The sequence below is a fragment of the Bradyrhizobium sp. USDA 3256 genome (genome assembly GCF_054058275.1).
In genome coordinates this window covers 2064339-2078940 of the sequence record NZ_JBSSAE010000002.1, presented here as the reverse complement: position 1 = coordinate 2078940, position 14602 = coordinate 2064339, and the positions used below count along the sequence as shown (strand labels likewise).

Here is a 14602-nt window from a genome sequence, read left to right as displayed (position 1 = left end):
GGGGCGACTGATGCCGGCGACGCCTTCCAACTCATAGATAGTTATCCCTTCGCCAGCGGCACTGCCACAAAGCGCGACGAACCGCCGCTCTTCACGCGCATGAGAACGCTGTTCTTGCTGTCATTGCGCGCCGCCGTGATCGCATCCCGCACTTCACCGGCGGTGCCGACGGACTTGCCGGCGACCTCGAGGATCACGTCGCCTTCCTTGAAGCCCCGCTCAGCGGCAGCACTCTTGGGATCGACTTCGGTCACGACCACGCCTTCCTTGCCGGCGCCGGCCACGCTGTTGGCGGGCGCCACGGTGAGGCCGAGCTTCGGCACGTCGGTGCCGCGGGACGAATTGCCCTTGTCGCTCTTGTCGGTGTCAGCCTTGGCTTCCAGGTTGTTCGGCAGCTGGCCGAGCGTGAGGTTGACGGTCTTGTCCTGTCCCTTGTGCAGCACGTTCAGCTTCACGGCGTTGCCGGGCGCGAGGCCACCGATGGTGCGGGCGAGCTCGCGCGCATCCTTCACCGGCTCGCCATTGACGGCGGTGATGACGTCACCGGACTCGATGCCGGCCTTGGCCGCGGGGCCGTTGGCCTGCGGTTCGGCAACCAGCGCGCCTTCGGCCTTCTTCATGCCGAGGCTGTCGGCGATGTCGGAGGTCACCGGTTGGATCTGGACGCCGATCCAGCCACGGCTGACCGCGCCCTTGTCCTTCAGCTGGGCGACGACGCTCTTGACGGTCTGGGCCGGGATCGAGAACGCGATGCCGACGCTGCCGCCGGACGGCGAGTAGATCGCCGTATTGACGCCCATCACCTCACCGGACACGTCGAACGCCGGGCCACCCGAATTGCCCTTGTTCACGGGCGCATCGATCTGGATGAAATCGTCATACGGACCGTTGCCGATGTCGCGGCCGGAGGCCGAGACGATGCCAGCGGTCACGGTGCCGCCGAGGCCGAACGGATTGCCGACCGCCAGCACCCAATCGCCGATGCGCGGCTTGGAGTCGGACAGCTTGGCGAACTGGAAATTGGAGCCGCCCTCGACCTTGATCAGCGCGAGGTCGGTGCGCGGATCGGTGCCGATCACCTTGGCGGAATAGGTCTTGCCGTCGTCGGTGGTGACTTCGACCTTGTCGGCGCCGTCAACGACGTGATTGTTGGTCACGGCAAAGCCGTCAGCCGAGATGAAGAAGCCGGAGCCCTGGCCCGTCACCACGCCACCGCCACGCGGTCCACCGCGCAGGCCCGGGGGCAAGCCATCCGGACCGCCGAAGCGGCGGAAGAAGCGCTCCATCGGCGAACCCGGCTGGAACGGCGAATCGTCATTGCCGCTGTCGTCCTTCGCGACCTTCTCGCGAATGTTGACCTTGACCGAGATCACCGACGGCTTCACGCGCTCGACGATGTCGGCAAATCCGACCGGCTGCTGAACCTTCTTGACCTCGTTATTGACCTGCGCATGCGCGGGCGTCGTGAACAGGTCGGCGGGGTTGTGCGAGGGGCTGAAGCCATAGGTGGCGGCACCGAGGCCGGCCACGACCGACGCCATCAGCGCGAGTTTGCGGGCAGAGAACAGCGAGCGCTTCGGCGCCTTGTAGGACGGAAGGGTCGAGAGGTCGGGACGGTCGGTCATGTCTTGAAATCTCCAGGGCCAGAATCATTGGTGCCGGGGCAAGCACCTGATGGGTCTGAACATGGGGTCATCAGCCTTACGGCGCGCTGGCTGCGGAATTAAACTTTTGTAATTGAGGCGGCCACCGCTGCGGCAGAATAGCGCAGGTAAATAAAGGACTTAAAAGGGAACTAAAGCGACTTGTCCGGCGCGGATTCCGCCGCCAGCAGGCGTTCCAGGCGCGCACGCTCGTCGGACGTCAGTCCGGGGGCGGAATCGCCCCCGCCGGCAGCCGGATTTGCCTTGCGCCGGCCGAGCCGCCAAAGCGCAAAACCGCCCAGCAGCAGCGCCAGCGGCGGGGTCAGCCACAGCAGCAGCGTGTGCTCGTTGAGGCGCGGCTTCAGCAGCACGAATTCGCCGTAGCGGGCCACCAGGAAATCGATCACCTGGGCGTCGCTGTCGCCGGCCGAGATGCGTTCACGCACCAAAAGACGGAGATCGCGCGCCAGCGGCGCCTCCGAATCGTCGATCGACTGGTTCTGGCAAACCATGCAGCGCAGCTCCTTGGAGAGTTCGCGCGCCCTCGCCTCCTTGGCCGGATCCGCCATGACCTCGTCGGGCAGCACCGCCCGGGCGGGCATCGCGCCGAGCATCAGGGCCGCCGCAAGCACGACGGCTGCAAGCGCGCGCGACCGCATCACTCGGCCGCCTGCAATGCGCGTGCTGCTGCCTTGGCCGGCTTCGGCGCGCCGACCCGCAAGCGGCGGTCGGACAGCGACAGCATGCCGCCGAACGCCATCAGCACCGGTCCCCACCAGATCATCAGCACCAGCGGCTTGTGATAGATGCGCACCGCGATCGCGCCGTCGGCCGAGGTATCGCCGAGCGAGATGTAGAGCTGGCTGGCGCCGCGCGTCATCAGCGCGGCCTCGGTCGTCGAGGCGCCGCGCGTTGTGAAGTTGCGCTTCGACGGCGTCATCACGCTGACCTTCTCGCCGTCACGCGTCACGGTGAATTGCGCGACCATCTCGCGGAAGTTCGGACCCTGCCGCGGGTTCAGGCCGTCGAGCCGCAACTGATAGCCGGCGACGCGGGCGACGTCGTCGGGCTTCATCGCGCCGATATATTCGCTGTTCCAGGTGGTCTCGCAGACGATCCCGATCAGCGCGACGCCGAGACCGGCATGCGCGAAGGCGGTGCCCCAGGTCGCGCGCGGCAACCCGCGCGCACGGCGCAGCGAGAGCGACAGCGGAATCCGGAACAGCGCGATGCGCTCGGCGAGATCGCACAGCGCGCCCATGATCACGAACACCGCAAGCCCGATCGCGAGCGGCGCCAAGGTCGCGCCGCCATAGGTCCATGCCAACACCAGCGCCATCGCAACCAGCGCGACGATGCCGGCCACCATCAGCCGCTGCGCCGCGCCGAGCAGGTCGCCGCGCTTCCAGGCCAGCAGCGGCCCGAACGGCACCGCGAGCAGCAGCGGCACGAACAGCGGCGCGAAGGTGAAATTGAAGAACGGCGCGCCGACCGAGATCTTCTCACCGGTCAGCACCTCGAGCGCCAGCGGGTACAGCGTACCAATGAACACGGTCGCGCAGGCGGTGGTGAGCAGCAGATTATTGAGCACCAGCGCGCCCTCGCGCGAGATCGGTGCGAACAGCCCGCCCTGCTTCAGCGCCGGCGCGCGCCAGGCGTACAGCGACAGGCTGCCGCCGATGAAGACGAACAGGATCAGCAGGATGAACACGCCGCGCGTCGGATCGGTGGCGAAGGCATGGACCGAGGTCAGCACGCCGGAGCGCACCAGGAAGGTGCCGAGCAGCGACAGCGAGAAGGTCAGGATCGACAACAGGACGGTCCAGACCTTCAGCGCGTTGCGCTTCTCCATCACCAGCGCCGAATGCAACAGCGCGGTGCCGGCAAGCCACGGCATCAGCGAGGCGTTCTCGACCGGATCCCAGAACCACCAGCCGCCCCAGCCGAGCTCGTAATAGGCCCAGTAGGAGCCCATCGCGATGCCGAGCGTCAGGAATATCCACGCCATCAGCGTCCACGGCCGCACCCAGCGCGCCCAGGCGGCGTCGATCCGTCCCTCGAGCAGCGCCGCCACCGCGAACGAGAACGAGATCGAGAAGCCGACATAGCCGAGATAGAGCATCGGCGGATGCACCGCGAGGCCGATATCCTGCAGCACCGGATTGAGGTCGCGGCCCTCGAGCGGCGGATTGACGATGCGCAGGAACGGGTTCGAGGTGATCAGGATGAACAAGTAGAACGCGCTGGCGACCCAGGCCTGCACCGCCAGCACATGCGCACGCAGCGACAGCGGCAGATTGTTGCCGAAGGCCGCGACGAGGCCGCCGAACAGCGCCAGGATCGACACCCACAGCAGCATCGATCCTTCATGGTTTCCCCACACGCCGGTGATCTTGTAGAGCAGCGGCTTCAGCGAATGCGAATTCTCGTAGACATTGGCGACCGAGAAATCCGAGGTGACGTGCAGCGTGACCAGCGCCGCGAACGACGCCGCGACGAACAGCAACTGGGCTAGCGCCGTCGAGCGCGCGACGTTCATCAGCGCCGCATCGCGCCAGCGCGCGCCGACGATCGGCACGATGGACTGGATCAGCGCCAGGGCGAGCGCGAGCACCAGGGCGTAATGTCCACTTTCGGCAATCACCGCACGGCTCCCTGTGTCGGCGCCGCGGAGGCGCTCGGCTTCGCACCGTAGTCGTCCTTCCAGTGGCCCTGCTTCTTCAAGGCGTCGGCGACGTCCTTCGGCATGTAGGTCTCGTCATGCTTGGCGAGCACGGTGTCGGCGCGGAACACGCCGCTCGCGTCGAGCGCGCCTTCGGCGACCACGCCCTGCCCCTCGCGGAACAGATCCGGCAGGATGCCCTTGTAGGCGACCGGCAGCGTCGCGCCGCCGTCGCCAACGGTGAAGGTCACGGCGAGATTGTCGCCGCGCTTCAGCGAGCCCTGCTCCACCAGGCCGCCGAGGCGGAAACGCTTGCCCGGACCAAGGTGCTTTTCGGCGACCATCGACGGCGTCGAGAAGAACACGATGGAATCGCGCAGCGCGTTCAGCACCAGGCCCGCGGCGATCGCGAGCACGACAAGCGCGCAGCCGATCAGTGTCAAACGCCGTTGCTTCCTGGTCATGTTCCATCCTTGCGCATAACATCCTCCGAAAACCGCTGCGCACTTTTCGGCGTCATGCGTTATCCATCCAGCCCGAGATTCTTCAGCCCCTCATTGAGCTGACGCAACCGGTCCGCATCGTTGGCGACCGCCTGACGTGCATCCGCGAGCGCGCTCATCGCCTTGTCGCGCTCGCCCATCACGAGATAGGCGCGGACCAGCCGCAACCAGCCCTCGACGTCGTCGCCATTGGCCTTCAGCCGCGTCGCCAGCCGATCGACCATGCCTTTGATCATGGTGCCGCGATCGGCCTCGCTCATGTCCCGGGCCGCGGCCACCGCACTGTCCGGCAGCGCCGGTGCGCTGACGCCGCCGGGCGAGCTGCCGCCGACCCTCACGAGCGCGGCCTGCACCAGCGGCCGCCACGGCGCGTCCGCCGGCGCCTTCGCCAGCATCTTCTGCCACAGCGACGCGGCATCGGCCTTGCGGCCGTCCTGCTCGGCGGCGAGGCCGAGGAAATAGTTCGCCTTGGCATCGTCGCCATTCAGCGCGACCGCGCGCTCGAATTCCGCCTTGGCGTCCGCGGTGACGACGCCGCCGGCAGTCCCCATCAGCGCCTCGCCGAGATCGGCGCGGCGATCGGCGCTGTCGCCGGCATAGGTGATGGCGTTGCGATAGGCGCGGACGGCGTCATCGTAGCGGCCGAGGCGCGACAGCACCGGCGCCAGCACCGTCCAGCCGCGGCCGTCGGTCGGGTTCTTTTCCAGATGCGCCTCGACCTGCGCGACCAGATTGGCGAGCGGCTGGTTGGCGTCCGCCACCCGGCTGCGCTCGGCGAGCGGAAAGTCACCAAGGCGCGGCGAGCCGAGCGCAAGATAGAAGCTCGAGGCAATCACCGGCAATCCGACCAGGCCGACGATCGCGGCAGTGCGCCGCAGATTGAGGCTGCCCTGCACCGGGGTCTCACGTCCGCCCTGATCGGCGGCGGCCAGCAGCCGGCGGCTGATCTCGACCCGTGCGGCATCGGCCTCGGCGGCACCGATGATGCCGGCGGCCATGTCGCGGTCGATTTCGGCGAGCTGGTCGCGGTAGACCACGACCTCGCTGCCGCTGGTATCCGCGCGCCCGCGGCGGCTGAGCGGCCACAGCACGGCAAAGATCGCCGCGACCGTCATCAGCGCGAACACAAACCACAGCGTCATCAAGCGGTTCCCGGATGGAACGGCGGCTTCCGGCAAGCCGCCTTAGAATCGCTTTACACTACCGGCGGCGAGCCCGGCAATTGACAATTACTGGATCGGCGGACCGCCGGAACAGGCGGCTTCCGGTGGCCGCTGCGGCGAAATTGCACGAGCGTATTCGGGCGAAGCGAGCACCGGTTCGAAGCCGAAGCTCCAATACCCGCCCGCGAACGCGTGCTCGACCAAAATATCGAAAACAACCCCATGCAAAGGAGCCGGCGGCCGCCGGCACGCGAATGACGACTTGACATGTCGGGCAACTCAGCGGCACAATTCCATTATTCCGAAATTGCGCACACGCTCGTCGTCCCCGTCAGGTCGAGTTGCAGCGGCGTCGAAAGTTCACCTCTCCCTTGGGAGAGGTCGATTTGCGCAGCAAATCGGGTGAGGTGTTACGGTCGATCGAGAGAGCAAGAGCCCTCACCCGGATTGCGCTGGACGACGCTTCGCATCGCCGAGTGCAATCCGACCTCCCCCGACCGGCCGATAATCTCCGCTGAAACCATCCAAAATGACCCTAGCTGAACAGAAATCTCTCATTGACCGAACGGTTCGGTCAATGGCAAGCTCCACGGAACTGGAGAAGGCTGAGCCGTCACTCAACGTGGAAACACAGGGGGACCTGAGATGTCAGAACCTGCGCCCAGAATCCGTACGACGTTCATCTGCACAATCCCTTCAGCAGTCGTCGCACAAGCCTTGGCGCAGGCAGGTGCAGACGCCGTCGTCATCGATCAGGAGCACGGAGCCATCGGCCCCGAACAGACTCGCTTTTGAATAACGCAGAATTGCAGTCCAGTGCTGGCACCGGAATTTCCCGTCAGGGCGCGACTTTACCATTAAATGCACCGTAATCCCCGGCTGCTCCGTCTTAAGGCAGATGGCGTTATGAAGGTCCCTCTCCCTGTTTTGTCGATCCATGAGCTTTACTCCGTTCTGTGGAGCGAGGCTCTTGCATTCGCGAATAAGGTCTTTGTCCGGAATTAAGCTGCTTACACCGTCAAACAGTACTTGGATCGTTCGTCGCGAAAACACGAGTTTTTCCCCTCACGCTCGCTGTCAACTTTTCTGTCAAAATCTGAGGTTGAGTATATAAAATCAGTACCACAGGTACAGCATGCGCCACAGTCTAGACGGAATGAAAAGACACCTCGTATTTCCCATCCATTTTGACTCCCGCGCATTGTCACTTGAAGATGAGGGCGACTACGCCGCCCAATTCATCGAAGGTGGATGGGTATTCTTCGATCGCGAATGCTATCCGGACTGCGAAATCTCTGACGAGGAATTTGCGTCCCTATACAATTCGCGAAAATCTGATGAAGTCGTTGAGAGCAAACCGTCCGCCGACGTCCGGTTCGTTGGCTATCTAATGAACAATGGGCGTTATGTATCCGGACGGAGGGCGGCTGATGGGACTGCTTGGACGCTTGATTGGTGATCCATCCCGAATGCGGAAAGGGCTCTTGCACTCGCGGTTTGACTCTCGTCAATTCAAACGCAGTAATTACGGTGACAGTGCTGGACTGCACCCCTGGTTCTTTTTCGCCCGTAATTATCCGCGGTCTCGCTACCCCGCGCGCGTCGACTTCCGCTCGCCGGTCACGGCGTTTTCGGCCGCCCGGTTCATCAACGAGGCGTAGTCGTGGCCGAACAGCACCTCGCAGAAGCGGATCGCGGCCTTGACCTGCTGCTGGCGGAAGGCCCGGACCCGCGCGTCGCCGCCGCGCAGCGACTGCACCAGCCCCTCGGTCGACTGCTCGACATAATGTTGCAGGTCGGAGAAGGTCCGCAGGGTCACCTCGTTGATGGCGAGCTCGCTGGCATAGGTGCGGCACACCGCGACGAAATCGATCAGCGCGGCGGCGTCCTCGACTTCGGACTGGTCGATCTTGGCGCCGGCCGTGATGTCCTTGTCGGCGCGCTGGCGCAGGATGCGGCGGACCCGGCCGGGCACGCTGTCGATCTCCGATTGCAGCGCATTGGAGGTATCGGCGCGGACCGAGGTGAGCTGGCGGCCCCAGGTGGAATCGTTGCGCAGATCGAGCTCGGTGCGCAGGCCGCGGACGCCGTCATGCAGGGTCTTGAGCTGCTCGCCGACATAATCGAAATGCCCGCGCCTGATGTCGGTGCGCAGGCAGGCCGCGACGAACGACAGGTCGTGCAGCGCGATGGTGACGGCGATACCGTACGGCGTCGCCGCAACCCGCAGTTCGTCGTCGGAGGCCGCCATCTTGATGGCGAGGCGGACGATCTGCCAGGGCGCGGCGAGCCGCTGCGCAATCAATGACAGCGCAAACGGCAGCATTTGCGGCGTCTGCAGCGACGGCAGCTTGAGCGCTTCCGTGGCGGAGGCGATCTGGGAATCGGCGAACACGCGGATCTGGCTCGGCAGCCGGCTGCCCAGGGTTTCCAGCGCCTCGCGGGCCTGCAGGACGAGGCCGATCGGCAGCAGGTCCTCGACCACGTTTGGCGGACCGACCCGCGACAGCGCGCGTTGGCGATCGTCCTGACTTGGCCCCGCGATCTTGAGGATGGCGTCCGCGGCCGCAAGCTGGAACTTGCGCGCGGCAGTTTCCATCGGACCGCTCTCCGTGGCCGCGGCGAGCGCCGCCTCGAACGCGCGAGCCGCCTCGGGCGCGCCCTCGCGGGCCAGCCATTGCCAGATCGGCAGCAGCGAGGCGCGCCGGAGCTGGCCCGGCCGGGTCGGGAAATTGGTCTCGGCGAGGAATGGCTCGAGCGGCCGGAACAGGAGCCGCGCCGGATCATCGCTGCGCGGCTGGATCTGCTCGTCCTCCTCGGCCCCGCGCACGATCTTGCGCAGCTGTTCGAGGACCAGATTGGCGACCGCGACGTCGTCGCCACGTTCGACGGCGCGCTCCAGCTCGCGCATCAGCAGCGCCTGCGATTGCGGCGGAAGCTGTGCGAGATAATCCCTCAGCCGCTCGGTCGATTTCTGGCTCATGCGCCCGGTCGTGAAAGCTTGGTACCCGGCAAAAGCCGCAGCCCGTCCGCCCGCAATGATAGCGGCGGGCCCGTTAAGAAGCCGTTTAGGAATAATAGCGGCGCCGAAGCGAGAACAGGGACGCCCGCCTTCAGGGGCGAAGCAGACACGCGGACCGGACGTCAGCGATATCGCCTTGTCCCAAGGCGGACCTCGTCGAACGTTCCTCGCAGGTCGCATGGGCTCGCCTGGCGCTCCCTGCGCGTCGAAATTTGGTTACGTGGTTCAGACTTCCACTTTTGCGACCGGAAATGGGCGGTTGATCCGAGATTCCACGGGAACCCGCAGCCCCTTCGAGATGTAAGCATTGGTTCGATAGTGACCCGCCAGCAATATCAGCTGCAGGATCGCTTCATCGGTGATGACGGGGCGCATGTCGTCCCAAAGTGCATCGCCGATCGTGGCCGTGTCATGCAGTTCATCAGCAAGGCGGATGAGGATGCGGTCACCGGATTCCCAACAGGTGTCATCGGCAGTGCCGTGGACCGATGCGCGCAGTTGCGCTTCGGTCAAGCCTGCATTGTCGGCAAAATAGTGAACGCGCAGGGTCCACTCAAAGGCATTCTGACATCGCCCTGTCACGCGCAGAAGAAACACCTCGCGCTGGCGCAGAATGATGTGGCTTGGATCAAGGTAGGCGACGGACCCGAGACGATACGATCAGGTTCTTCCGCTTGTGGTCCCACGCGGAAGTCACCCTCACGTCCGATTTCGGGCTGCAAGCAGACGCGCTTGGGAAGCCCGGTTGATCCGCGCGGTTCAAATGCCGAACGAGTGCCTCATCTGCCTCAGCATCGCCATGACGGCGTCGGTGTACCTGCCATTGGTGAAGTACTGATCGACTTGCGATGCGCTAGACAGCGCGATGATTGCAATTGCGAAGCCTTTGAGCATGGCCTCTCCTTCGGAAAAGAAGGGTCCAAGAGAATTTCGGAATTCGCTGCCGCTGATCGCGACCTACCTGCAATGGTGGGATAATGGCAGAAATTGGTGGTCGATCGATAAACGAGGTCCAAAAAAATTGATGGGCCTATAAATTCTAGCACTGTGAACCGGGTCGGCGACGATGGCGTAGGTACTTTAGCGCCTGCCTCGGAAAGCGGGTACGCGGGACTGTCCCCCTTGAGGATATTTAACCCGGGTGTTTTTCAGGTTTGGTTCTTCTGCCCATGCATTGCTTACTGTGAGGGGGCGGAGGATCGCTTCTGCTCTCGTATGGTCGATGCGGCGCGCACACCTGAGGGCGTCTCGCCGAAGTGCCGGCGGAACGTGCGATTGAAATAAGAAACGTCACCAAAGCCGGCTGCATACGCGATATCTATGATGGCCAAATGCAGATGGTGTGGGTCAGTCAACATCGCGAAGGCACGCTGAAGCCGGCATCCTGCAAGGTGCTCGGTGAACGTCTTTCCGGTCCCCTCGTCGAGCAATTTTTGCACGTATCGCCGCGACATGCCGATCGCTCCAGCGACCTTGTTCAAATCGAAATTGGGATCGCTGGAGCGTCGCGCGACCTCCGCCAGGATCGCCTGCAGCTTTGCTGCCTTCACACCGCGCTCCCTAACGATGTCTGCTGCTTGGTTGGTCGGCCCGAGCGTCGCAGCTACAAGATCGAGGAGATGGACGCTGACGGTGGCGGCCAGTTGTGATGACGGAGGTTCTTTAAAGGATGCGAGCGACCGAAGGTAGCGGTTGACGAGGCTCAGCGCCGGTCCGGAACGCACTGGCCGACCTGATAGATCTTCCGGGTTGGCAACCAGAGACCTAAGGGCGGCAGCCTGCACGGTTACGAATTTGACGCTCCCCCCACGCGGCCCAAATACTCGCAGCGTCCTTCCCCGATCGACCAAACAAGCGGAGCCGACGTCATAGGCATGCTCTTGGCCAGCATTTGCAAATTGGACCGGTCCGGCCTCGACGAGGTTCAGTCCGAATTGTTCACGGCTATCCTTGAGGTGGTGTTTGTGACGAATAAACTCCACCGGCGTCGTGACAAGGCGACAAACGCCAACCGCACCGAGCGACAAGTAGGTGACTTCGATACGTGGGCGGCCACCGCTGTGGTCTATCACGTCCAACGCGAGGTTCAGCCGCGCAAACTCCTCACGAAACGTCGAGAACCGCGTGCGCTCCGGAAGCATCTCGGTCGACCACCGCAAAAGGTGAGATGACGTTGGCATCTCGACCTCCCGTCTTGGGGCAGCCCCTCGATAAATCATTACAAAGGGCACGTCAGTTAAGCAATCGTAAACGATATGGTCCGTTGTCGGCGCTTGACCGACACGACTAAGCGCACCTCTTTTGTCCGCTTCTGACGCTAAAGCGCGATGAGATTAGGTTGAATCGTCATCGCGCCTTAGCTCTTTGTTTGAGCATGATCTTTTCGGAAAACCGCTTCGCACTTTTCCGGATCATGCTTTAGTGTTGTGTCTTTTGATGTGTGATTCACCCAGCGTCATTTCGGGGCTCGCGAAGCGAGAACCCGGAATCTCGATCCACAACCTCTGGATTCCGGGTTCGCGACTTCGTCGCGCCCCGGAATGACAGACTATCGGAGATACAATACTACACCGCCGGCAGCATCAGCTCGGCCCGCAGGCCGCCGATCGGCGCGTTGTTCAGAGCGAGATTGCCGCCATAGAGGCCGGCGAGATCGGTCACGATCGACAGGCCGAGCCCCGAGCCTGGTTTCGACTCGTCCAGCCGCTGGCCGCGCCGCGACACCTGGGCACGCTCGGCTTCCGACAGGCCGCGCCCGTCGTCGTCGACCACAATGCGCAGCCTCGGCCCGGCGCCCGAGGCCTCGGGCGGCACCACGGTCACCTCGACGACCACTTGCGAAGCCGCCCATTTGCAGGCGTTGTCGACGAGATTGCCGACCATCTCCTCCAGATCCTGCCGCTCGCCGCGAAACCGTGCCGCCGGATCGGCTTTCGCCTCGATCGAGAGGTCGCGATCGCGATGGATCTTCTCCATGGTCCGGCGCAGCGCCTCGATCACAGGTGCGACGTCGGTGATGGTGCTGACGATGGTGGCACGGGCGGCGATCCGCGCGCGCTCGAGATGGTGCGCGACCTGGTCCCGCATCAAATCGGCCTGCTCCAGCACCTTGCTGGCGAAAGGATCGGCGGCATGGGCGGCCGCCTCGTTCACGATCACCGAGAGCGGCGTCTTGATCGCATGGGCGAGATTGCCGACATGGGTGCGCGAACGCTCGACGATCTCCCGGTTGGCATCGATCAGCGCATTGGTCTCGCGCGCCAGCGGCGCGATCTCGACCGGAAACCGGCCTTCCAGCCGCTCGGCGCGGCCGGACCGGATATCGGCAATCGCATCCGAGATCCGCTTGAGCGGCGCGAGGCCGTAGCGCACCTGGAAGACCGTGGTCAGCAGCAGCACGACGCCGAGCGCGGCGAAGGTGCCGCCGAGATAATAGTCGAAGCTGCGCGTCTCATCGAAGATCTCGGTGGCATCGCCGGCGACGCTGACCAGGAACTTGCCGTCGGCGCCGAGATCGACCGGCCGCTCCACCACGCGCAGGCTCTGGCCTTCGGGCCCGTCGACATAGCCGAGGCGGACCCCGGCGGCGGTCAGCTCGGCGCCGTGCTCCTCGAGCTTGGGCAGCTTCTTGTCCCACAGCGAGCGCGAGGCGCGGGTTTCGCCCTTTTCGGTATCGGTCCGGGTGATCTGCCAGTACCAGCCCGACAATGGCAGGTCGAACAGCGGCTCGCCGAGCGACTGGAACTGGCGGTCCGCCGGCTCGTCCGGCGTCGCCACTTCGGCGATCAGGGTGCGCAGATAGAGATTGAGCCGGCGGTCGAAGGCGCGCTCGGTCGCGTCGCGATAGACCGACGACAGGATGACGCCCGTGATCGCCAGGATCACCACCACCCAGGCGGTCGCCGAGACGAACAGGCGTGTCGCAAGCGAGCTGCCGCCCATCAGGGCACGAGCTCGAACATCGCGTCAGCGGGCCGCGACAAGGCGAGTTCAGACATGGCGAATCCAGTCCTCCTGGCGCGGATCATGCCAATGCCCGCATCGCGATCAAGCACCTTAAGAGCATGATCCGATTGAATAGGACATGCTCTTATCCCGTTGTTTGGTCCGCGCTTTCTTCACGCGAACGAACCGGCATCCACTTCGCTCGAAAATGGTTTAGGTCGGCGGCGACAGCATGTAGCCGAGGCCGCGAACGGTCTGGATGATATCGACGTCCAGCTTCTTGCGAATGCGCCCGACGAACACCTCGATCGTGTTGGAGTCGCGGTCGAAGTCCTGGTCGTAGAGATGCTCGACCAGTTCGGTGCGCGAGACCACCCGCCCGGTGTGGTGCATCAGATAGTCGAGCAGATTGTACTCGTGCGAGGTCAGCTTGATCGGATTGCCGTTGACGGTGACCCGCTTGGTGCGGGTATTCAGCGCCACCGGCCCGCAGTTCAGTTCGACCTGGGCATGCCCGGTCGCGCGGCGCAGCAGCGCGCGGATCCGCGCCAGCACCTCCTCGAGGTGGAAGGGCTTGGCGACATAGTCGTCGGCGCCGGCGTCGAAGCCCTGAACCTTGTCGCTCCAGCGATCTCGCGCGGTGAGAATCAGCACCGGCATCACCCGCTTGTTCCGCCGCCAGGCTTCGAGCACCGAGATACCGTCCATTTTCGGCAGCCCGATATCCAGCACGACCGCGTCATAGGGCTCGCTGTCGCCAAGGAAATGCCCCTCCTCGCCGTCGAACGCGCGATCGACCACATAGCCGGCGTCCGTCAGGGCGGTGGTGAGCTGGCGGTTCAGATCCGGGTCATCCTCAACGACGAGCAGACGCACTTTGGCCTCCGAGAGTGAGCATTACGACATTCCGGCACCAAATGAGGCTTCCGGCCGTGAACGGCTTATGAATGGACCCGCAAGGCGCCGCTTATTTTTTCGTCAGGTGCACCATCCCGGGAACCCGCGCAAGCACCCCTGGTTCCCTCCATGAGATGCGCGCGAAGTGAGATTGGGTTTCAGTCTAAGGTATTTAAATACCCAAAACTTGAAACCAATTGTTGCTGGCAACCTTCAAGCGGACAGAGCACGGGCAACATGTCGGGTCATTTGCAGTCGACCGGCAAGTTAACCTTCGACGACCATTTCCATGTCGCTGACACCGGCGATGCGCTAATTCAACCCCGGCGCGCCCAGCGCACATGGACCGGGAAGAACGCGTTGCTTGTTTCAAAGATACGGAGGTTCGGCGTGATTGCAGGCTGGCTTGCGCTTGCGTTCATCGCCTTCGTGACACTGTCCCCGATCCAGGACCGTCCCTCGCTGTTCCATCCACAGATCGAGCATTTCGCTGCGTTCGCCGTGATGGCGCTGGCCTTCGTGCTGGGCTACCCGCGGCGCACTGCGCTGATCGTGCTCCTTGTCATCTTCAGCGCGTTCACGCTCGAAGCAATGCAATTCCTGACACCGGACCGTCACGGCCGCCTGATCGACGCGATCGTCAAGGTGGCGGGAGGTCTCGTCGGCATCGGCGTCGGTCGCTTCATGCTGCTCGCGCTGCGCTACCAGCTCGGCCGGCTGAGGTCGGACGTGGAACAGTCCGCGAACTGAGCGGCCGGCGCATTGCG

General features: G+C 63.9%; 12 protein-coding genes. 1 reads left to right on the top strand and 11 read right to left on the bottom strand.

Annotated features, from left to right (window positions below; genetic code table 11):
* Positions 1-41: 41 nt before the first annotated feature.
* The 11 genes from ACVWY5_RS11310 to ACVWY5_RS11260 form a co-directional block, all read right to left on the bottom strand.
* The gene (locus ACVWY5_RS11310; protein ID WP_028331553.1) at positions 42-1625 is read right to left on the bottom strand and encodes a Do family serine endopeptidase; all 1584 of its coding nucleotides are present in this window, start codon (positions 1623-1625) and stop codon (positions 42-44) included.
* Between the two features lie 170 nt (positions 1626-1795).
* Complete coding sequence (locus ACVWY5_RS11305) at positions 1796-2302, bottom strand: cytochrome c-type biogenesis protein (RefSeq protein ID WP_028331554.1); 507 nt, start codon at positions 2300-2302, stop codon at positions 1796-1798.
* On the bottom strand, positions 2302-4287 hold the full coding sequence (locus ACVWY5_RS11300; protein WP_028331555.1) for a heme lyase CcmF/NrfE family subunit: 1986 nt from the start codon (positions 4285-4287) through the stop codon (positions 2302-2304). The genes ACVWY5_RS11305 and ACVWY5_RS11300 overlap by 1 nt, the downstream gene beginning before the upstream one ends.
* Positions 4284-4769 carry a cytochrome c maturation protein CcmE gene (gene ccmE / locus ACVWY5_RS11295; protein ID WP_028331556.1) on the bottom strand — a complete coding sequence of 162 codons (486 nt, stop codon included), beginning with the start codon at positions 4767-4769 and terminating at the stop codon, positions 4284-4286. Before ccmE ends, ACVWY5_RS11300 begins: the two co-directional genes overlap by 4 nt.
* A gap of 59 nt (positions 4770-4828) precedes the next feature.
* Positions 4829-5950: a c-type cytochrome biogenesis protein CcmI gene (gene ccmI, locus ACVWY5_RS11290; RefSeq protein WP_028331557.1), complete on the bottom strand. Its 1122-nt coding sequence runs from the start codon at positions 5948-5950 to the stop codon at positions 4829-4831.
* A 1609-nt stretch (positions 5951-7559) separates the two neighbouring features.
* Positions 7560-8954: a hypothetical protein gene (locus ACVWY5_RS11285; RefSeq protein ID WP_028331559.1), complete on the bottom strand. Its 1395-nt coding sequence runs from the start codon at positions 8952-8954 to the stop codon at positions 7560-7562.
* Positions 8955-9218: 264 nt separating this feature from the next.
* A complete protein-coding gene (locus ACVWY5_RS11280; protein ID WP_051375973.1) occupies positions 9219-9590 on the bottom strand; it encodes a hypothetical protein in 372 nt (123 codons plus the stop codon).
* A gap of 162 nt (positions 9591-9752) precedes the next feature.
* The gene (locus ACVWY5_RS11275; protein ID WP_283090226.1) at positions 9753-9887 is read right to left on the bottom strand and encodes a hypothetical protein; all 135 of its coding nucleotides are present in this window, start codon (positions 9885-9887) and stop codon (positions 9753-9755) included.
* 284 nt (positions 9888-10171) lie between these two features.
* On the bottom strand, positions 10172-11173 hold the full coding sequence (locus ACVWY5_RS11270) for a helix-turn-helix transcriptional regulator (RefSeq protein ID WP_198400265.1): 1002 nt from the start codon (positions 11171-11173) through the stop codon (positions 10172-10174).
* Between the two features lie 385 nt (positions 11174-11558).
* Entirely contained in the window at positions 11559-12935 is a 1377-nt protein-coding gene (locus tag ACVWY5_RS11265; protein WP_028331561.1) for a sensor histidine kinase, read from the bottom strand.
* A gap of 216 nt (positions 12936-13151) precedes the next feature.
* Positions 13152-13814 carry a response regulator transcription factor gene (locus ACVWY5_RS11260; RefSeq protein WP_028331562.1) on the bottom strand — a complete coding sequence of 221 codons (663 nt, stop codon included), beginning with the start codon at positions 13812-13814 and terminating at the stop codon, positions 13152-13154.
* Between the two features lie 411 nt (positions 13815-14225).
* Here ACVWY5_RS11260 and ACVWY5_RS11255 point away from each other — a divergent pair, with 411 nt between their 5' ends.
* Positions 14226-14585 carry a VanZ family protein gene (locus ACVWY5_RS11255; RefSeq protein WP_321176775.1) on the top strand — a complete coding sequence of 120 codons (360 nt, stop codon included), beginning with the start codon at positions 14226-14228 and terminating at the stop codon, positions 14583-14585.
* Positions 14586-14602: the final 17 nt, after the last annotated feature.

What these genes read in the sequence shown, in the direction of transcription:
- ACVWY5_RS11310 (WP_028331553.1), bottom strand. Translation starts at nt 1,625, where the DNA reads ATGACCGACCGTCCCGACCTCTCGACCCTTCCGTCCTACAAGGCGCCG.
- ACVWY5_RS11305 (WP_028331554.1), bottom strand. Translation starts at nt 2,302, where the DNA reads ATGCGGTCGCGCGCGCTTGCAGCCGTCGTGCTTGCGGCGGCCCTGATG.
- ccmE (WP_028331556.1), bottom strand. Translation starts at nt 4,769, where the DNA reads ATGACCAGGAAGCAACGGCGTTTGACACTGATCGGCTGCGCGCTTGTC.
- ccmI (WP_028331557.1), bottom strand. Translation starts at nt 5,950, where the DNA reads ATGACGCTGTGGTTTGTGTTCGCGCTGATGACGGTCGCGGCGATCTTT.
- ACVWY5_RS11285 (WP_028331559.1), bottom strand. Translation starts at nt 8,954, where the DNA reads ATGAGCCAGAAATCGACCGAGCGGCTGAGGGATTATCTCGCACAGCTT.
- ACVWY5_RS11275 (WP_283090226.1), bottom strand. Translation starts at nt 9,887, where the DNA reads ATGCTCAAAGGCTTCGCAATTGCAATCATCGCGCTGTCTAGCGCATCG.
- ACVWY5_RS11270 (WP_198400265.1), bottom strand. Translation starts at nt 11,173, where the DNA reads ATGCCAACGTCATCTCACCTTTTGCGGTGGTCGACCGAGATGCTTCCG.
- ACVWY5_RS11265 (WP_028331561.1), bottom strand. Translation starts at nt 12,935, where the DNA reads ATGGGCGGCAGCTCGCTTGCGACACGCCTGTTCGTCTCGGCGACCGCC.